The 19,144-nt window shown below is 54.8% G+C and carries 24 protein-coding genes; 16 read left to right on the top strand and 8 right to left on the bottom strand.

The window, feature by feature from the left end:
• The first annotated feature begins 4 nt into the window (after positions 1-4).
• The 6 genes from J2T58_RS09065 to J2T58_RS09040 all read left to right on the top strand — a co-directional run bounded on the left by J2T58_RS09065 (position 5) and on the right by J2T58_RS09040 (position 6,879).
• Complete coding sequence (locus J2T58_RS09065; RefSeq protein ID WP_253489061.1) at positions 5-607, top strand: DUF2238 domain-containing protein; 603 nt, start codon at positions 5-7, stop codon at positions 605-607.
• A 354-nt stretch (positions 608-961) separates the two neighbouring features.
• The gene (locus J2T58_RS09060) at positions 962-2,167 is read left to right on the top strand and encodes a methionine adenosyltransferase (protein WP_253489059.1); all 1,206 of its coding nucleotides are present in this window, start codon (positions 962-964) and stop codon (positions 2,165-2,167) included.
• 93 nt (positions 2,168-2,260) lie between these two features.
• A complete protein-coding gene (locus tag J2T58_RS09055; protein ID WP_253489057.1) occupies positions 2,261-3,445 on the top strand; it encodes a coenzyme F420-0:L-glutamate ligase in 1,185 nt (394 codons plus the stop codon).
• A gap of 348 nt (positions 3,446-3,793) precedes the next feature.
• Positions 3,794-4,666 carry a glycine betaine ABC transporter substrate-binding protein gene (locus J2T58_RS09050; protein ID WP_253489055.1) on the top strand — a complete coding sequence of 291 codons (873 nt, stop codon included), beginning with the start codon at positions 3,794-3,796 and terminating at the stop codon, positions 4,664-4,666.
• 73 nt (positions 4,667-4,739) lie between these two features.
• The gene (locus J2T58_RS09045) at positions 4,740-5,579 is read left to right on the top strand and encodes a class I SAM-dependent methyltransferase (protein ID WP_253489053.1); all 840 of its coding nucleotides are present in this window, start codon (positions 4,740-4,742) and stop codon (positions 5,577-5,579) included.
• Positions 5,580-5,655: 76 nt separating this feature from the next.
• Positions 5,656-6,879 (top strand): adenosylhomocysteinase, encoded by a 1,224-nt coding sequence (locus J2T58_RS09040; RefSeq protein WP_253489051.1) that lies wholly within the window; start codon positions 5,656-5,658, stop codon positions 6,877-6,879.
• 22 nt (positions 6,880-6,901) lie between these two features.
• Here the strand turns inward: J2T58_RS09040 and J2T58_RS09035 are convergent, their stop codons facing one another.
• From J2T58_RS09035 to J2T58_RS09025, 3 genes are all read right to left on the bottom strand, one after another.
• Positions 6,902-7,732 (bottom strand): ATP-binding protein, encoded by an 831-nt coding sequence (locus J2T58_RS09035; protein ID WP_253489048.1) that lies wholly within the window; start codon positions 7,730-7,732, stop codon positions 6,902-6,904.
• Between the two features lie 10 nt (positions 7,733-7,742).
• Positions 7,743-8,102, bottom strand: coding sequence for a winged helix-turn-helix transcriptional regulator (locus J2T58_RS09030; protein WP_253489045.1), 360 nt, complete (start codon positions 8,100-8,102; stop codon positions 7,743-7,745).
• Between the two features lie 180 nt (positions 8,103-8,282).
• Positions 8,283-8,519 (bottom strand): DUF7557 family protein, encoded by a 237-nt coding sequence (locus tag J2T58_RS09025; protein WP_253489042.1) that lies wholly within the window; start codon positions 8,517-8,519, stop codon positions 8,283-8,285.
• A gap of 185 nt (positions 8,520-8,704) precedes the next feature.
• Between J2T58_RS09025 and hcp the strand changes: the two genes are divergently transcribed.
• Positions 8,705-10,318, top strand: coding sequence for a hydroxylamine reductase (gene hcp, locus J2T58_RS09020; RefSeq protein ID WP_253489039.1), 1,614 nt, complete (start codon positions 8,705-8,707; stop codon positions 10,316-10,318).
• Positions 10,319-10,378: 60 nt separating this feature from the next.
• Positions 10,379-10,744: a cupin domain-containing protein gene (locus J2T58_RS09015; protein WP_253489036.1), complete on the top strand. Its 366-nt coding sequence runs from the start codon at positions 10,379-10,381 to the stop codon at positions 10,742-10,744.
• A gap of 58 nt (positions 10,745-10,802) precedes the next feature.
• Here J2T58_RS09015 and larE read toward each other — a convergent pair whose 3' ends face one another.
• Both larE and J2T58_RS09005 read right to left on the bottom strand, forming a co-directional pair.
• Complete coding sequence (gene larE / locus J2T58_RS09010) at positions 10,803-11,585, bottom strand: ATP-dependent sacrificial sulfur transferase LarE (protein WP_253489032.1); 783 nt, start codon at positions 11,583-11,585, stop codon at positions 10,803-10,805.
• On the bottom strand, positions 11,578-11,904 hold the full coding sequence (locus J2T58_RS09005) for a transcriptional regulator (protein ID WP_253489030.1): 327 nt from the start codon (positions 11,902-11,904) through the stop codon (positions 11,578-11,580). Before J2T58_RS09005 ends, larE begins: the two co-directional genes overlap by 8 nt.
• A 134-nt stretch (positions 11,905-12,038) precedes the next feature.
• Between J2T58_RS09005 and J2T58_RS09000 the strand changes: the two genes are divergently transcribed.
• Positions 12,039-12,317, top strand: coding sequence for a ubiquitin-like small modifier protein 1 (locus J2T58_RS09000; protein ID WP_253489026.1), 279 nt, complete (start codon positions 12,039-12,041; stop codon positions 12,315-12,317).
• Positions 12,318-12,322: 5 nt separating this feature from the next.
• A complete protein-coding gene (locus tag J2T58_RS08995) occupies positions 12,323-12,727 on the top strand; it encodes a molybdenum cofactor biosynthesis protein MoaE (protein ID WP_253489023.1) in 405 nt (134 codons plus the stop codon).
• 9 nt (positions 12,728-12,736) lie between these two features.
• On the opposite strand, the gene J2T58_RS08990 is transcribed toward J2T58_RS08995, so the two are convergent.
• The 3 genes from J2T58_RS08990 to J2T58_RS08980 form a co-directional block, all read right to left on the bottom strand.
• Complete coding sequence (locus J2T58_RS08990) at positions 12,737-12,925, bottom strand: hypothetical protein (RefSeq protein ID WP_253489020.1); 189 nt, start codon at positions 12,923-12,925, stop codon at positions 12,737-12,739.
• Positions 12,912-13,433: a DUF4276 family protein gene (locus J2T58_RS08985; RefSeq protein WP_253489017.1), complete on the bottom strand. Its 522-nt coding sequence runs from the start codon at positions 13,431-13,433 to the stop codon at positions 12,912-12,914. The genes J2T58_RS08990 and J2T58_RS08985 overlap by 14 nt, the downstream gene beginning before the upstream one ends.
• A 113-nt stretch (positions 13,434-13,546) precedes the next feature.
• Positions 13,547-14,755, bottom strand: coding sequence for an AAA family ATPase (locus tag J2T58_RS08980; RefSeq protein WP_253489014.1), 1,209 nt, complete (start codon positions 14,753-14,755; stop codon positions 13,547-13,549).
• 147 nt (positions 14,756-14,902) lie between these two features.
• Here J2T58_RS08980 and J2T58_RS08975 point away from each other — a divergent pair, with 147 nt between their 5' ends.
• From J2T58_RS08975 to J2T58_RS08950, 6 genes are all read left to right on the top strand, one after another.
• Positions 14,903-15,301: a hypothetical protein gene (locus tag J2T58_RS08975; RefSeq protein ID WP_253489011.1), complete on the top strand. Its 399-nt coding sequence runs from the start codon at positions 14,903-14,905 to the stop codon at positions 15,299-15,301.
• Between the two features lie 85 nt (positions 15,302-15,386).
• Positions 15,387-15,860 (top strand): crossover junction endodeoxyribonuclease RuvC, encoded by a 474-nt coding sequence (gene ruvC, locus J2T58_RS08970; protein ID WP_253489009.1) that lies wholly within the window; start codon positions 15,387-15,389, stop codon positions 15,858-15,860.
• Positions 15,861-15,864: 4 nt separating this feature from the next.
• Positions 15,865-16,458, top strand: a complete 594-nt coding sequence (ruvA, locus tag J2T58_RS08965; protein ID WP_253489007.1) for a Holliday junction branch migration protein RuvA — start codon at positions 15,865-15,867, stop codon at positions 16,456-16,458.
• On the top strand, positions 16,455-17,450 hold the full coding sequence (gene ruvB / locus J2T58_RS08960; RefSeq protein WP_253489006.1) for a Holliday junction branch migration DNA helicase RuvB: 996 nt from the start codon (positions 16,455-16,457) through the stop codon (positions 17,448-17,450). The genes ruvA and ruvB overlap by 4 nt, the downstream gene beginning before the upstream one ends.
• 225 nt (positions 17,451-17,675) lie before the next feature.
• The gene (locus J2T58_RS08955) at positions 17,676-18,443 is read left to right on the top strand and encodes an ATP-binding cassette domain-containing protein (RefSeq protein ID WP_253489005.1); all 768 of its coding nucleotides are present in this window, start codon (positions 17,676-17,678) and stop codon (positions 18,441-18,443) included.
• Complete coding sequence (locus tag J2T58_RS08950; protein WP_253489003.1) at positions 18,440-19,144, top strand: GTP-binding protein; 705 nt, start codon at positions 18,440-18,442, stop codon at positions 19,142-19,144. Before J2T58_RS08955 ends, J2T58_RS08950 begins: the two co-directional genes overlap by 4 nt.

The following is a 19,144-nucleotide window of genomic DNA, read 5'->3' as shown; positions in this document are numbered from 1 at the left end:
TTTAATGAAAATAAAAGCAATTGAATCCGCAGCAGTCATCCTGATCCAGATCATCCTCATCGGATATCTCATACAGGCATACCTTCATCAGGATATGCTCAGGGTTCTCTTCGTCCTCCTCACCATTGCTCTCATCATCCTTCCATTTGGTATTGAATGGTATCTCTCGATAGATCTCCCCACCGGCACAAAGGGAGCTGTTGGACTGGCACTCCTCATCCACAGTGCCGGGGGAATCGCCCGGTACTACTGGATATATGCTCCATGGTATGACAAGATAGCCCACCTCGCTTCAGGATTTGCACTCGGGCTGATCATCTTCACTGTATTCTGCATCCTCAGTCTCCGGGGAGTCGGGGTACGCCCTCCGGGGATCTACCTTGGGATCATCATCCTCGTCTTCCTCCTTGGTGCCGTCTGGGAGATCGGCGAGTTGTTCATCGACAGCATCTTTCAATCATCCTATAATCACGGGTATATTGACACGGCCCTGGATATGCTTGCAAATACCATCGGCTCCCTCCTCGCAGCGGCCTATGCACACCATCTCATCCTTACGATACCCGATGGTGAGAAGCTCTCGTTCATCATAGCCAGGGACCGGTAGCCCCCTTCTTGGTCGATCCAGATGCAGGAATATGCGAGGAAGAGCAGAAGGGGTCAAAGAACCTGCGCACCTGCCTGTAATGAATGAAGGTACAGACGGACAATGCTGTGGAATCTGCTACAATACGGGATATATAACCTCTGATTCCTAAAAAGAGAGCCAATACGAAGGACATAGCCTCCATACAAGGAGGTACTCCAACAGATTGCACGACAAGCTCCCAGACTGCTTTTGTACCATATCCCGGATCTCGGGGAGTAAGGCAGAAGCTATTTGTCACTCGGCGGGGTAATAGTAGAATAAAGGTCATTTTCCCAGTATTCAGTACAAGATGACCCACAAATGAGGCTTTTTATGAAACGCACCATCAATGTTGTATCCCTGGACCAGACACCGATTGAAGAGCAGCAGATCGAACTCGTCGAGCGCAAGTGTATCGGCCACCCCGACAGCATCGCCGATGGCGTCGCCGAAGCGGTCAGCCGGGCACTCTGCCAGGAGTACGAAGACCGCTGCGACGGTGTCCTCCACCATAACACCGATCAGGGCGAGGTCGTTGCAGGTGCCTCCATCCCCTCGTTTGGCGGCGGAAAGATCGTCCGGCCGATCTATCTCCTCCTGACAGGCAGGGCAACCAAACAGTTTGAAGGCCATGTCATCCCGACCGATGCAATCTCTGTCGAGGCAGCACGGAAGTATATTGCAGAGACCCTCCCGACCCTGAACATGGACCGGGACATCATTGTGGACTGCAGGATGGGGGATGGTTCAACCGATCTCCGGGATGTCTTCAAGCCATCAGGAGCCAGCCCGATCCCGCGTGCCAATGACACCTCGTTTGGTGTCGGACATGCCCCCTTCTCCGAGGTCGAACAGATTATCCTCGCCATGAACCAGGAGATCGCTGATACGCTTCGCCCAAAGCATCCGATGATCGGCTATGACATCAAGATCATGGGACTCCGAAACGGCGACCAGATGACCTTCACCATCGCCTCGGCAATGGTGGACCGGTACTGCTCATCCATGGACGACTATGTCAACATGACCGCCCTCATGCAGGAGGAGCTCAAGGCAGTTGCCCGGAAGCACACCGGCAGGAAGGTCGAGGTTGCCGTAAACACTGCCGATGACATCAAAAATAACAGCATCTTCCTCACCGTAAACGGCACCTCCGCAGAGATGGGGGATGACGGCTCCGTCGGGCGTGGCAACCGGATCAACGGGCTCATCACCCCGAACCGGCCGATGAGCATGGAGGCTGCAAGCGGGAAGAACCCGATCAACCATATCGGGAAGATTTACAATCTCCTCGCCACCGAGATCGCACAGGAGGCCTGCATGAAGGTCGACGGGATCACCGAGATGTACGTCCGTCTCCTCTCCCAGATCGGAAAGCCCATCGACCAGCCCCTTGTCGCCGGCGTTCAGATCATCCCGGAGAAGGAGGCTGACTTTGCCGCACTCTCCCGTGATGTTGAGGAGATCGTCAATGAGAGGCTGGCAAACATCACCAGTATCACCGAGAAGGTCATCAAAGGCGAACTGAAGACCTTTTGAGAGGCGGAGTGCGGCTGGAGGAACCTTCCTCCAGCCAGCGATCATCATAGCTTATCTCCGATAGAATACCAGATTTAATAGAGAGGGAATCAGATGTTTCAATTACCAGACTATATCGGACCCTGTGCATTCGGCATCAAAATGGGGGTTATCGTGCCGGGAACAGATCTGCAGGAGATGATCCTTGCGGATATCACAAGAATGGATGCAGACGGGATGCTTGAGGACTGTGATGTCCTTGCCATCACCGAATCGATCGTTGCCCGTGCCCAGAATAATTTTGTCAACATCGACGATGTCGCAGCAGAGATCCGAAGCCTCCTCTCCCTCACCCCGGAGAGCAGGATTGGCGTGGTCTTCCCCATCGCGAGCCGCAACCGGTTCTCCCCCATATTAAAGAGCATTGCCCGGGCGGTCCCACACGGTGAGGTGATCGTCCAGCTCTCCTTCCCGGACGATGAGGTAGGGAACCAGATAATCCCGGCAGATGTGGCAATAGAGCTTGGGGAGAAGCATGGAGGCCTGATCAGGTCCGGCGACCTTCCACGGGAGTTCACCCACCCGCTGACCGGGGTCAACTACATCGGCCTGTATGAGTCGATCATCCGGGAGGCAGGAGCCACACCGACCGTCTTCCTCTGCAATGATCCGACACGGATCGCAGACTTCACTCCTGATGGCGTCATCGCTGCCGACATTCATACACGGGAGAAGACAAGGGCAGCACTCTCTGCTCTCATACCCAACTGCTGCACCCTTCAGGATATCTGCAGCAAGGGGACCTCATTACCAGGTTCCGAATGGGGACTCCTCGGGAGTAACATGTCCTCGGAGGAGAGGCTGAAGTTGGCCCCGCATCTCGCCGATCTCTTCGCCTGCACCCTTCAGGATGCGATCCTGAAGAAGACCGGCAAGCATCTTGAGATTATCGTCTACGGTGATGGAGCATATAAAGATCCAAGTAGCGGCATCTACGAACTCGCCGACCCGATTACCACCTTCGGCGCCACCCCGGGGATCGGCGACAGCCTCCGTGAGGGATTCAAGATGAAGTACCTGGTTGATATGTTCCATGCCGAGGGGAGATCAGAAGAAGAGATAACAAAACTCCTTGAGGAAGAGTACAAACGTGCACGGGAGATCCACTGTATCGAATGTGAAGGGACGACACCCCGGAATATGAAGGACGTTCTGGCAAGCCTTGCCGACCTCGTCAGTGGTTCCGCAGATGCCGGCACACCGATGATCCTGATCAAAGGGATCCATAACAAACACTGAAAAATCACTTTTTTTCTCATCAGAACGACTCGCGCAGCCGTTTCAAAGGAGTATTCCAGTCGCTACTGGAAGAAGAAGCACCTATATCCTATATATCCGGAAGAGAGCGGTTATCCCACGCCATATTCAGAAGGGGGTGCCATTCTGCATAGCTTTCATGAGGGAAGAGAGAGATCAGGCCAGAAGAAATCCTCTATTTTGGTCATTGTTTGAGAAATACACCCCGAAAAACCTCATTTGATATAAAGGTACCCAATAAATACTTTGAATAAGGGGTATCTAAACTGGTATCGGTCTGATATGGCCTTTTGTTCATCACCGGATAACCGGGGTGAACGGAGTTTCATTATGATTTTGAAGAGGTTTGGTATCCCGGTATGTATGGGCCTTCTCATCCTCTCAGGCATCCTCATCGCTGGATGCATGGGTGACGAAGCAGAACCAAGAAAAGAGATCTCAATAGGATATGTCACATGGGACTGTGCTATCGCCAGCACCCATATCATTGAGGAGGTCTTTACGCAGGCCGGATATGATGTTGAGATCATCGCCGTCGATGCAGGACCGCTCTATGCAGCACTTGCAAGCGGTGATGTCGACTTCACCACGAATGCATGGCTCCCGCATATTCATCAGCACTTCTGGGAAGAGTATGGTGACAGAATCGATTATGTCAATGCAAATATCGAGGGATCAGGGCGGCATGGGATCGTCGTCCCCGCCTATGTCACCATCGACTCCATCGAGGAGATGAACACTGTCGCCGACAAATTTGATCACCGGATCATCGGTGTCGAGCCGGGGGCAGGTGTCATGACGATGACCGAGAATGCCATCGAAGGCTATGATCTCGATTACAAACTTGTCGCAAGCAGCAGTGCCGGCATGGCTGCCGAACTCAGATCCTCCATCAACAATGAGAAATGGGTTGCAGTGACGGGATGGAGCCCGCACTGGAAGTTCGGACGCTTCGATCTGAAGTTCCTCGACGACCCACGGAAGGAGTACGGAGAGTTTGACGACATCGTCACCCTTGCCCGTATGGATCTTCGAGAGGATGATCCCGAGGCGTACGGAATCCTTGAACGCTTCCAGTGGACCGCTGATGATATCGCATCTGTCATGACCGATATCGAATCCGGAACTCCGGCAGAGGAAGCCGCTCAGGCATGGATCAATGCCAACCAGGCAACAGTCCATGGATGGATTGGAGATAACTAACCCCTTTTTTTCCGGTCATTCCACCGGCTGATCCGATGAGACAAAGAGAATAGAATCAATTTGGAGGTATCTGATGACATCAGAAGAATATATCGAAGTCACCCAACAGTTCTACGATGGCGCAATTCACGAGATGTATAAAGAATGCTGGGGTGGAGAGAACCACCATCTCGGTATCTTTGATGAGACCGATGACTTCTTTGAAGCAGCAATCAAGGCAAACGAGAATCTGGTGGGGAGGCTCTCCATAACCCCACAGACGGTCATCCTCGATGTCGGAAGCGGGTTTTGCGGTCTTCCACGGTATATAGCCAAAAATACTGACTGCAAAAAGGTCTTCGGGCTGAATCTTTCAGAGAAAGAGAATGCGTACGCCCGGATGAAGAACGCACAAGAGGGTCTGGACGGGAGGATCACTGTCGTCGATGGGGACTACAACAACATGCCTTTCGCAGATGATGAGTTTGATATCCTGGTCAGCCAGGATGCGATGCTCCACAGCCCGGATAAGGGAAAGCTCGTCAGGGAGTGTGCACGTGTCCTGAAACCGGGTGGTACCTTCGTCTTCTCTGACATCCTTGAGATGGAGACCCTCAGCCGTGAAGAGGCTGAACGGGTCTATGCCAGGGTGAGGACATCGAATATTGCCACACACGACCTTTATAAAGAGAAGCTGAGAGAAGCAGGCTTTGAGATCCTTGAGATCCAGGATCTGGGGAGCGGCAACCTGGCCCGATCCTACCAGGAGGTCCATGATATCGTGGAGAGGAAACGGGATACACTCATCAACGAGAAAGGGGCTCCCGCTGGGATCATCGACGCTGCCCTTGAGGGACTCCGGTTCTGGGTCGAGAAGGGCTATGAGAAGAAGATCGGCTGGGCACTCTTCGTTGCCCGTCTCCGGAAGGAATAATCAAAAAGCAGTTCCCACAGGAAAAGAGAAGGAAGATAACAGAATAAAGAGAAGTTCATACAGACAGGGATAAACAATGCATACAGGTGAAGAAAAGATCCGCTGGGCGGAACAGTATATGCCGGTTCTCAGGGAGATCCGGGAGCGTTTTATCAGAGAACAGCCATTGAAAGGGATCGTCATCGGGATGGCACTCCATGTCGAGGCGAAGACCGCGGTCCTCACCCGGACACTTGCAGCAGGAGGTGCAGAGGTGCATATCACCGGCTGCAACCCGCTCTCGACCCAGGACGATGTGGCAGAGGCACTCAATGATGGGAACATTCATTGTTATGCGAAGCGTGCCTGCTCACATGAAGAGTATTATGCCGCAATCGACAAGGTCCTTGATGCCCGACCGTCGATCACCATCGATGACGGGATGGATCTCATCCACCATATCCATACAGGCAGGCGTGACATCCTCCCCGGGGTCCTCGGAGGCTGTGAAGAGACGACGACCGGGATCCACCGGCTGAAGTCGATGGCGGGAGAAGGAAAGCTCGAATTCCCGGTGGTTGCCGTCAACGACACCCCGATGAAGCACTTCTTCGACAATGTCCACGGCACCGGCGAGAGTGCGCTCACTGCCATTATGGCAACGACCAACAACCTGATCGCAGGAAAACATCTCGTCGTCGCCGGATACGGGTACTGCGGCCGGGGTCTTGCAACGAAGGCACGGGCACTCGGTGCACGGGTCATCGTCACCGAGATCGATCCCCGCCGTGCCCTCCAGGCGCACTTCGACGGTTTTGATGTGATGACGATCAGGGAGGCGGCACCCATCGGTGAACTCTTCGTCACCACAACCGGGAATGTCGGCATCCTGAAAGAGCCGGAGTTTGCCCTGATGCGTGATGGTGCAATCCTCTGCAATGCAGGACACTTCAATGTCGAGATTGATGTCGCATGGCTTGATGCAAACGCAGATGAGATCGGCCGCCGGGACGGGATCGACTCGTACACCTTCGGGGACCGGAAGATTCACGTCCTTGCAGAAGGACGGCTTGTGAACCTCGCCGTTCCAAAGGGGATGGGCCACCCGATTGAGGTGATGGATCTCTCCTTTGCAGTCCAGGCACTCTCAACAGAATACATGGTCAAACATGGAAAGAGCCTCGCCCCGGGTGTCCATGATGTACCGACGGCAATGGATGAGGAGATCGCACGGATCAAACTCGCATCCCTCGGCTGCACCATCGACACCCTCACCCCCGAGCAGGAGGAGTATATGGCCTCCTGGAATGTCGGGACATAAAAAAACTTTTTTTTTAAAAAAATTATGAGCGAATCTCGCCATTCACGGTGATCACGACATTCTTTATCGGGATTGCAACTCCCGCCTCTTCGAGAGCACGTTCGACGATATAATGAACGGCACTGCAGCAGGGTACCTCCATATGGGCAATGGTTAGTGATCGGATCGTATGGAGGGTGAAGATCTCAACGAGAATCTGAATATACCCCTCAAGGTCAGTATCCAGTTTCGGGCAGAGGTTGACCACGACCTTATCCTTGAGGAGCCCTGCATGGAAATTTCCATACGCATACGGAACGCAGTCTGCCGAGATGAGGAGATCGGCATCATCAAAACAGGGTGCGGCCGGGTTGATAAGCCGGAGCTGGACCGGCCACTGCCGGAGCTCTGAATGTACCTCCTTCATTCCTGGCGTTCCCGTATCGTCCCGGCTGATGCTCCGGGATGCCGTTCCCGGACAGACACCATGAGAGCACTGGCACTCCTGCGGCCCCCTCTCATGATAGGGAACCGGAATGTCATGCTCCTGGAGATAGGCTATCGCCTGTTCATAGAGGTCCATCTGATCATGTTCATCAAGGTGCGCAAGATGAGCCCTGATGACCCCCTCCCCCTTCGGGACGATGGTTCGCATCACAGCCCATTCGTCATATGGCTCGGCCTCCCGTTCGATAACCGAGATCGCTCCTTCAGGACAGGTCCCGATGCAGGCACCGAGTCCGTCGCAGAAGAGGTCGCTGACCAGCCGTGCCTTTCCGTCAATGATCTGTATCGCCCCTTCCGGGCAGTCGGGGATACATTCGCCGCACCCGGTGCAGAGCTCTTCATTAATACTGATGATCTGTCGCTTCATGGTTCACCACTTAAAGGATGCATTTCTTGCAGTCCTGCTCACCGCAGGGGATGTTATCGATCTTCCATTTGAGTGCCCAGCGTTTAATATCACGGATCAGATCAACGATCTCAAGGCCGCTCTCGGTCAGGCAGTACTCTGAGCGGACCGGAAAGACGCTGGTATCAATACGGCGGGTGAGGAGCCCCTCTTCCTCAAGCTCCCTCAGCCGCTCAGAGAGGACCTTCGGGGTGATTCCATCCAGGGAGGTCCGCAGCTCGGAAAACCGGCGGGTGTAGGCTTCGCCTTTGTACAGCTCAAGGATGATTAAGAGCATCCACTTCTTTGAGAGGTATCGGACCGTCAGATTGACTGTACACCCTTCCTGCATGGTATAGTATTGGAAACTCCCCTCTATTTATAATATAGTATGTAATAGGTATCTTGTATCAAAAAGATATCAAAGGGGGATTTCGATGTTCTGTAACCAGTGCGAAGAGACCGTCAAAGGAAACGGTTGCACCGTCAGGGGAGTATGTGGAAAGGAGGAGGATGACAATGTCAAAGGGTTTCACAGGAGATCAAGATCCCTCATGGCGTCGTCAAGAGGCCTGTATTTTCCAGCTTTTATAGAGATCTCTGCCTCATCCAGACGCCTGACGGTCTCTTCAGAGAGGGGTTCATCATCATATATCACATCAATCAGGCGCTCAATACAGTCGTTATAGGTTTCACGGGGATGGATCTTCAACCTGTTCAGCCGCTCTTTTGTTGAAGATTCAAGTTTAATCGTCTGGGATGTCGCCATGTTACTATAGTACTCCACAGTATACCATAAGGGATACTACCGCTCAAACTCCGGAAGGTAGAGATGTTGGTTACAGATTGACTGTACACCCTTCCTGCATGGTATACTATTGGAAACTCTCCTCTATTTATAATATAGTATGTAATAGGTATCTCGTATCAAAAAGATATCAAAGGAGGATTTCGATGTTCTGTAACCAGTGTGAAGAGACCGTCAAAGGAAACGGCTGTACAGTCAAAGGAGTATGTGGAAAGGAGGATGAGATCGCGGTGTACCAGGATCTCCTCATCCATCTCTGCAAGGGAATTGCGGTTCGGAATCTCCAGGCGATGGAGACCGGAAAGGATGATCCGAAGGCCGGATTATTCATCGCGGATGCCCTCTTTGCGACCCTGACCAATGTCAACTTCGATAAGGAGAGATTTGTTGATCTGATCAAGAAAGCAATCACAATCCGTGACGGCCTCCCGGCAGGAACGGACGAGCCGGATGCATGCACCTGGAAGCCGGCATCCGAAGCCGATATGCTGGCAAAGGGGAAGACCGCCGGGCTCCTTGCCACAGAGAACGAAGATGTTCGCTCGCTCCGTTCAACCCTCCTCTTCGGAATGAAGGGGATCGCCGCCTACTATACGCATGCCGAGGTGCTTGGAAAGAGAGATCCGGATATCGAGCTCTTCCTCCAGAGAGGGCTCGCCTCAACACTCCGGGATCTCTCAGTCGATGAGATGGTCGCACTCGTCCTCGAATGTGGAGAGCATGGTGTGAAGGTGCTCGCACTCCTCGATGCAGCCAATACCGGGGCATATGGAAAGCCGGAGATCACAAGCGTGAAGACCACCCCCGGATCCCGGCCCGGTATTCTGATCACCGGCCATGACTTAAAAGACCTTGAGATGCTCCTTGAGCAGTCACAGGATGCCGGAGTCGATATCTATACGCATGGCGAGATGCTGCCTGCCCATGCCTATCCGGCATTCAAGAAATACGCACACCTTGTCGGGAACTACGGCGGCTCCTGGCCAGACCAGAAGGAGGAGTTTGAGAGCTTCAACGGGCCGGTCCTTGTCACAACAAACTGTATCGTCCCGCCAAAGGACTCCTACAAGGGGAGGATCTATACGACAGGGCTTGCCGGTTATCCGGGCATTGCCCACATCCCGGCATCTGCGGACGGCACCAAGGACTTTGCAGCAGTCATCGCCGCAGCAAAGACCGCAGAACCCCCGCAGGCGCTTCCGGGGAGCGGGAGGGATCTCATCACCGGCTGCGCCCATGACGCGGTCCTCTCAATAGCTGGGACGGTCGTCGATGCGGTGAAGAACGGGGACATCAAAAAGTTCATCGTGATGGCAGGCTGTGACGGGAGGCGCAAAGACCGTGCGTATTATACAGAGTTTGCAGAGGCGCTCCCAAAGGATACGGTCATCCTTACCGCCGGGTGTGCCAAGTACCGGTACAACAGCCTTGATCTCGGGACAATCGGCGGGATTCCACGGGTCCTGGATGCAGGCCAGTGCAATGACTGCTATTCCCTGGTTGTCATCGCCCAGGCACTTGCCGAGGCTTTCGGGGTCGGGATCAACGATCTCCCGATTGCTTACAACATCGCCTGGTATGAGCAGAAGGCATGCCTCGTCCTCCTCTCGCTCCTCTCCCTCGGGATACAGGGTATCACCCTCGGCCCAAGGCTTCCGGGATTCGTCTCTCCGACGGTCCTTGATGTGCTGGTGAAGAACTTCGATCTCAAGCCAAACACCACAGTCGAGGAAGATATGAAAAGGATGGTCGGGGCATAACCCCCCATTTTTATACCCGCAGAGTATACATGAAGACAAGAAGCAGGAGGAAGAAGCAGTATGGCTGAGTTTAAACTGGAGAGTCCTGGTAAGCATGATAAAAATCGTGAGGAGCTGAAGGGAAAGGTCCTCAGTCTTCCGGATCTCGTCGATTATCAGGAGGGGACCGTCGCAAGCAGGATGGTCATCAACAACAAGGCAGGGAGCATCACCATCTTCTCATTTGATGAGGATGAAGGCCTCTCCGAACACACCGCACCATATGATGCAGTCGTCACAATCCTTGATGGCGAATGCGAGGTCTGGATCGCCGGGGAGACATTCCAGATGAAGGAAGGGGAGACCATCATCTTTCCGGCAAACGTCCCCCATGCCCTCAGCGCAATCACGAAGTTCAAGATGACGCTGGTGATGATACGGGGATAGCCTGATCCACCGGAACAGTTCTTTTGTACCTAAGAGGCCACTCGATGATGGCTGCCGGTCACAATATTCTATCCATACTCCCGCTCCGGAATCCCCCAAGATCAAGGGTGACATAGAGGAAGCCCAACCCCTTAAAAACCTCGAGGATCTCCTCCCGATGGGCGATCACCGCATCCAGCTCCTCTTTCGGCACCTCGATCCGGGCAATATCGCCATGAACCCGGAGACGGAACTGCGAAAAGCCGATCTCGGCGAGGACCTCCTCGCCCTCCTCGATCATCATCAGCCTCTCCCGGGTTATCGGCTCATTATATGGAATCCGGGTGACAAGGCAGGCATTTGAGGGCTTATTCCAGAAGCTGAGCCGGCATTCGCGTGCCAGCTCGCGGATGCCCCGCTTATCGACCCCCGCCTCGATGAAGGGATGAACGATCCCCTCCTCATCCGAGACGGCAAGACCGGGGCGGTACTCCCCGAGATCCGAGAGGTTCGCCCCGTCGGCCACTGTCGCACCATCAGCACACTCTTTGAGGATCGCGGACGACCGCCGTTTACATATGGCACACCGATCTTTTGGGTTACCACGGAATGATTCGTCATCAAGGATAGGAAAGTCGATGAACTCAAGGTCGATCCCGATCTCCTCTGCAATCCGTCGTGCATCAGCGATCGCCCGCCGGGGCATGATCGGGGAGTCGAGGAGAATATACCGGACCTTGCCGGGAACGGCCTCTGCCGCAACCGCCGCGAGGAGCGAGCTGTCCACCCCCCCGGAGAAGGCAATAACAAGGGGGGCCTTCTCCCTGAGGACGGCATCGAGATTCTTCTTCTGATCAGTCATGAGCATCCTCGCATGTTCCGCAGGCCCGCTCACCTTCACGCAGCTGAACACAGATCCGGCAGATTCGGGCTGCAAGATCTTTTTCCGCACCAGCATGGAGATCTGCCGCCAGATCCCGGATGAGAGAGCGGATCTCATCCTCAAAGACGATTCTGTACCCCCGCTTGCCGGAGAGGTATTGTGATATTGCAGAGGGGGCACAGTCAAGGATGACGGCTGCCTCCTGCTGGGTCGAACCGAAGGCGATCAGCTCCTCTGCGATGGCAGCCCTGATGGCCGGAAGAACATCCCAGACGATCACCTGGCAGGGTAATTTCATGGTATCGTCACCGTAGATCCCTATTCACAATTGTTAAGGTATCGGACGATAAATATCTTCGCCATGGAACAGGAAGGGCCGCGAAATAATGGTTTATTACCTTCCATGGACGAAGTATTGAACAGGAGGAATCGATGAAGATCAGAGTGCAGTCATTTGCCCGGTTTCGGGAGATATTCGGATCAGAACAGACCAGGGAGATGGGGGAGGAGGCAACACTTGAGGCACTCCTTCAGGAGATTGCAGCAGAGAGCCCTGCCGCACGATCTGCCCTCTTTGACGAGGAGGGTGCTCTGCGGAAGTACATCATTCTGATGAGAAACAAGAAGCGGGTGAACAGGGAGGAGATCGCTGCCATGGCCCTCAATGACGGCGATGAGATTGCACTGTACCCACCGGTAGCAGGAGGATGAATACTATGGTTGTTACGGTTACCCAGGAAGACTTTGATATCAACAGACTAATCGAGGAGAGAAAAGCCCCCGATATGGGCGCAATGGTCTCATTCATCGGGATCGTCCGGGATGACGGGATCGAGCGGATCGAGCTTGAGGCACACCAGGAGGTCGCCGTCGAGGAACTTGAGGTGATCCGGGATGAGGCGTTTGCGAAGTTTCCGATCAAATCCGTCGATATCATCCACCGGATCGGCGACCTGAGAGTCGGGGATAACATCGTCCTGATCCTGGTCGGTGCAGGCCATCGGCGGGAGGCGTTTGAGGGATGCGAATATATCATCGAGCGGCTCAAGGAGCGGGTCCCGATCTGGAAGAAGGAGTATACGCCGGACGGGGAGCGGTGGGTGCAGGGAGAGCACCACTAATCCCGGTTTTTACCAGAGCGTTCCGTCTGCCATCTCCCCATACTCGCATTCCTCACACATCCGCTCACGGCGGTCCCATTCTGCATCCGTCCATGGATCCTCTGAGCGTTTGCCGCAGTAGGCACATCGTTGATACCGGCGGGGGGAGGTGTCCGGCTTTGGTTTCAGGGCGGAGAGGATGCGGTCAAGAAGTGTCATTTTTTACTCTCCCTTGTAGTTTCTCATCCAGAATACGTTTCATGCGCTGGAACGCCACGAGATGTTCTTCCAGAACATCAGGATTGAGCATGCCTACCAGTTCAAACGAAACCTTCCCCTTTGCATATGGTTGGGTGGTGTTTCGCGTGGCCTGCATCAACCCATTCTGTACATCATGGCGATGGCGCCCTTCGATCCCCGAAAGGGGAGGAAGAGCAGATTCCTGGATCTTTCCACGTTTGTTGTAATACTCTCTCAGTGCCTCACGATCAAGAGCGATCCATGTCTCCATGCAGGTCATCATCAGCAGGATATCCTCATCATCAGACCGATCAGGTCGATCCCAACCATCACGCTTCCTGAGATGGCCCCAGGGCTTTTCCGGATTCTGGACGGGATCTTCGCTATCAATCAGCATCGCTATATACCTGTCTTTTCGGCTTTTGAGAGCGATTTTGAAGTCAGAGAATGTATCATCACGGCTGCCACTCGCAACAAGCCGTGGCATCCTCCCGGAATACCCCATTTTCTCTAATAATGTATTGAATGCTTTCTGACAGTTTAATTTCAGGGCCTTTGAATCCTTTTTCCCACCCCCTCCTTCCAGATATATTGTATCATTCACCAGCGTTTCCCTCCGATCTCTCCCTTAATCCAGAGCTCACCCAGACTATAGCGTTCAAGCCAGTCCTTCAGCTCATCATGCTTCAGCCTCTGCAGATGTGTGCTTCCATTCCTCTTCTCACAGACGAGAACAGACTCGGGAATGTCTGTCAGTGCATCCACCAGTATATCAGAGTGAGTCGTCACGATCAACTGGCACCGTTCAGATGCAGAGACCATCAGATCAGCAAGCGTCGGGAGGACATCCGGATGCAGCCCAAGCTCTGGCTCTTCGATGCAGATGAGTGGCGGAGGAGTCGGATGACAGAGGATAGCAAGAAGACAGAGATACCTGAGGGTTCCATCCGAGAGCCGGGTTGCAGGGATGTCACATGATCCCTCTTTCAGGTACACCTGGACCCCGCCCCCATCGACGATCTGGATATGATAATCATCGATCTCCGGGTACAGGGCATTGAGCGCCTCAAGAATTGTTGTTTTATCATGTAATGCAAGTTTGTTCAGGATCAGAGCAAGGTTTTCACTATTTGCACGAAGATATCGTGAGGGCAGGTCGGTCCTCTGTGGCTGGCGTGGGGGAGCGTACCGCCCAAATGTCCAGTCACGGTAGATATGAATTCCGCTATATACCTCATTCAGGCCGGTGAGTACAGGGTAGTAGTATGGATCTTTCACCTGAGAGAGGACGGATCGTTCGGGATCTATCGTATCCCGGGGGAGCTGGCGCTCTTCACCACCATCCCCCTCAGAGACCTGCATCGCCTCTGATCTGGCTCTCCCCTTGAGCCTGATAAACCCTGCATCATTCCGGTAGTAATAGTATGGTTCATCATATCCCGGATATGGCGCTGATGTCTCGATCCGCTCAGCAGTCACTTCAAAACGGTTTCCATGTTCACGAAATGAGATGGTATGGCGAATTGGCATCTCCGGATGGGAAGGTAGCGACAGGATGGCTTCAATTGTGGCTTTAGGGCTGTCTGCCCCCTTCCATAACCAGTCTCTGACACCCCCTGCCTCTCGGACCGGAGCTGAGAGATCCTTTGGAGCTGCGGCAAGGAGGCTGATCGCTTCAATAAGATTGGACTTCCCCGATCCATTCGGTCCAATAATGACATTGAGTGATGATAACGGGATCGGCTGAGCATCCGGACCAAATGAGAGGATATTCTTCAGACACAGCTCTTGTAAAACAGGCCCCCCCATAATCGACTATACACGCTCCATACGCTTATATGAATCACACAGATTATAAAATATAATCCATGTCAGATAACCAGGCGGAATACCTCTGATCTGCGTTCCAAGTACAAACCGCAATCCTGACGATACATGAATGACTCATTTTCATCCATGCACCGGCACCTCCGCCTCCTCCTCTATGGCATCCTCACCTGGCTCATCCCCTTCGGCCTCTCTCTTCCCTTCTACGGGAGGGACGGGGTAGTACAGATCGATATCTTCGCCTTCAAGAGCATCATGATCATCTCCGGGGCAGCCGCCGGAGCCCTCCTCATCTCCCTGTACCTCCGATCCCTTCCGCAGCAGACGGCCTGGATCACCGCCGGGCTGACCATCGGTACGAGCTGGCTCCTCATCAACTGGGCCCTTGATCTCCTGGTGATGGTCGGGCTCTTCGGGATGGGGCCATGGGAGTGGTTTATGGGGATCGGCTCCCGGTACCTGATCATCCCGATGATGGCGCTCCTCGCAGGGGCTTCGGCAGAGCTTGGGAGCGGGAGGGGGGCGTGAGATCCGGGGAGGTCCCCGCCCTTCACTTTCACATCCCACTCCATAACCGTATTTACCATAAGGACCGAAGATCCATGTACGGATCATGATCATCATCGGGATAGATCCCGGCATCGCCCGGGTGGGGTACGGTGTCATCGAGAAGGGGACCCGGAGCATACGGCATATTGAAAACGGCTGTATTGAGACCTCCGGGACCAGCCAGACGACGAGCCACCGCCTCCATGAGATCTATCGCCGCATATCGGCCCTCATTGAAGAGCATGCCCCCGATGAAGTCGCAGTCGAGGAGCTCTTCTTCACAAAGAACGTCACATCAGCCATCAGGGTTGCGGAGGTGAGGGGGGTGATCCTCCTTGCCATCGAGGAGCGGGGGATTCCGGTCGTCGAATATACCCCGAACCAGATCAAGCTGGCGGTCTCGGGATCAGGCCGGGCAAAGAAGGAGCAGGTGCAGGATATGGTACGGCGGCTCCTCAGACTGGACGAGATCCCACGCCCCGACGATGCCGCCGACGGCCTTGCCATCGCTCTCTGCCATACCAATACCCTTCGGTGAACCCATGTTTGCACATATCAGCGGCTCAGTCGCCTCCATCGGGGAGGGAACCGTCGTCATCGATGTCGGCGGAATCGGATACCTCATCCGGGTCAGCCAGCCGGATCTCCGGGAGATCGAGGAGATGAATACTCCGGTGAAGCTCCATACCCATCTCGTCGTCCGGGAGGATGCTGTCTCACTCTATGGATTCCTCCATCCCGGCGAGCGGGAGCTCTTCCTCATTCTCATCAACGTCTCCGGAATCGGGCCACAGATAGCATTAAACATCCTCTCCCAGATATCCCTTGACCAGTTTGCTATGGCGATCATCGGTGAGGATGAGAAGGTCCTGACCCGGATATCAGGGATCGGGCCAAAGAGTGCAAAGCGGCTCATCCTCGAGCTGAAGGAGACGATGAAGAAGCGGGCGGGAACACTCAGAGCGGTTGCCTCTCCGCAGCCTGCATCAGATGCCATCTCTGCGCTTATCACCCTCGGCTTCTCCGAGCGGGAGGCAGATGAAGCAGTCCAAAGCGTCATCGAATCGGAGGAGCGCCAGTCTGTCCAGGTGATCATCAAGGCGGCACTCGCCCGCCTCAGGGAGCGATCAGAATGACCGACCGGATAACAGCGCCAGTCCGGATGACGGATGATATCGAGGATCCCGCGATCCGGCCGGGGAGTCTTGACGAGTTCGTCGGCCAGCCACAACTCAAGGAGGCGCTCCGGATCGCTATCGAAGCAGCAAAGCTCCGTGGCGAGACCCTCGATCACATCCTCTTCTCAGGCCCGCCCGGCCTTGGGAAGACGACCCTCGCCCAGATCATCGCACGGGAGATGGGGGCGGCCATCCGGAGCACCACCGGGCCGGTCATCGACAAGCCCGGCGATCTGGCCGCCCAGCTGACGGCCCTCACCCATGGCGATCTCCTCTTCATCGACGAGATTCACCGGCTGAACCCGGTCGTTGAGGAGATCCTCTACCCGGCGATGGAGGATTACATGATCGACGTAATGATCGGGGAGGGACCGGGGGCAAAGGCGATCCAGCTCCCCCTCGACCGGTTCACCCTCATCGGAGCGACGACACGGGTCGGCCTCCTCGGCTCCCCCCTCCGTGACCGCTTCGGAATGATCTTCCGGCTGAATCTCTACGAGGTCGATGAACTCCTCAGTATCGTCAAACGGTCGGCATCAATCCTCTCGATCTCCATCACCGAAGAGGGAGCAAAAGAGATCGCACAACGGAGCCGTGGAACACCGCGAATCGCTAACCGCCTCCTCAGGCGTGTCCGGGATTATGCGATGGTCCGGGGGGACGGTACCATCACCCGGGAGTCGGCAGACGCTGCTCTTGGCATCCTCGGGATCGATCCCCTCGGCCTCGATGATCTCGACCGCCGGATCCTCACCGTCGTTGCCGAGGACTTCTCGGGCGGGCCGGTCGGCGTCCGGACGATTGCCATCTCGATCGGGGAGGAGGTCCGGACCATCGAGGAGGTCTATGAGCCCTATCTCATCAGGATCGGCTTTCTGAAGCGGACACCGAAGGGGAGGGAGACGACAGAGGCGGCGAGTGAGCATCTCCTTGCAGGGCGCAGATCCTAATCCGGATTAGTACTAATCTGGATTAGGGTTTGAGATCGCACCTTTTCTGGTATGGGCACTACCATACCGAATGGTTTCTTTGTCAGCCCTGTCGAGAGCATACATTAATTTACAGGGTAAAAATTATACATAAAGATTAAATTATTAGATATTTTGGACAATTTAGACAAATAAAATATCACAATGGGGAAACAGTTATCACCTCCCGGATAGAGAAACCTGATCATGTACACGATCACCATCCTCCCGGGCCATGATCGGAACGGTGCTCCCGAGCCGTTTGAGGCCCTCCATCTCCGGCCAGGCGACACCATCGCCATCGTCGGCCCGACAGGTTCCGGAAAGAGTGCCTTCATCAACGATATTGAGGTCTTTGCACAGGGCGATACCGTCACCGGACGACAGATCCTCGTCGATGGTGCCCCGCCACCGGAGCGGTTCGTCCGCGACCCCTCCTGCAAGCCGGTCGCCCTCATCACCCAGACGACCAAATGCCTCGCCGACCTGACGGTGCATGAGTTCCTCTCGATGCATCTCCGGGCCCGGAAGATCGAGGAGGGGGATCGGATCGAAGAGACGATCCGCCTTGCCAACCAGTTCACCGGCGAGCCGATCCGATCCGGGACACGCATCTCCTCCCTCTCCGGCGGCCAGACGAGATCCCTTCTCATCGCTGATGCCGTCGTCATCTCGCATGCCCCGATCATCCTCCTTGATGAGATTGAAAACGCCGGAATCTTCCGCGACCGCGTCATCTCATGCCTCAAAGAGTCGGGAACAACCGTCATCTTCGTCACCCATGACCCCCTTGTCTCACTCCTCTCGGATCGGCGGATCGTGATGGGGAACGGCTCGGTCCGTGCGGTCCTTGAGCCTGACGGCGCAGAGGCATCCATTCTCAGGCAGGTCACCGAGATGGACAACTATCTCTCCTCCCTCCGGGAACGGCTCCGATCCGGAGAAATACTCAGCGAACAGGTCGCCGCCACATGAAGCTCATCATCGTTGCCGGTCCTCCCTCTGCCGGGAAGACCGCGGTGATCAGGCAGATCCTTCGGAATCTCCCGGAGCGGTCGGCAGCATATCTCAAGATCGATGTCATCTATGCAACAGAGGATGAAGAGATCGCAGCGGAGTTTGGAATACCGGCAAAGAAGCTCATCTCCGGCGATCTCTGCCCGGACCATGCCGGGATCATGGTCACCGCCGATGCCCTCGGATGGGCAAGGGAGGCGGGGGCAGAGTACCTGATCATCGAGTCGGCGGGCCTCTGCCTCCGCTGCACCCCCTACACAACGCAGTCACTTGGAATCGCGGTCATCTCCGCCATCTCGGGAACACATTCCCCATATAAGATGGCACCGATGATCGCCCTTGCGGATATCGCCGTCGTCACCAGGGTGGATCTCGTCTCCCAGGCCGAGAAGGAGGTCTTCAGGGAGGGAATCCGGGATGTCGCACCCGACGTTGAGATCATCGAGACGAATGCCATCGTCGGCACCGGGATGCGGTATCTGATGCAGATGATCGAGGGGCAGGAGGAGATAACGGAAGAGTCTGCAATCACCCTCCGGGGCAACCCGCCGCTTGGTGTCTGCACCGTCTGTATCGGGAAGAAAGAGATCGGCTGGAACCATCACTTTGGTGTGATCCGCCGGCTGGATGATGCAGATAACCTCTTCCGGGGTGAGTGA

The organism is Methanocalculus alkaliphilus, from assembly GCF_024170505.1.
In the GTDB taxonomy this organism is placed as follows: Archaea; Halobacteriota; Methanomicrobia; order Methanomicrobiales; family Methanocorpusculaceae; genus Methanocalculus; species Methanocalculus alkaliphilus.
The sequence above is the reverse complement of the archived record's forward strand: the minus strand, read 5'-3'. Positions and strand labels throughout refer to the sequence as shown.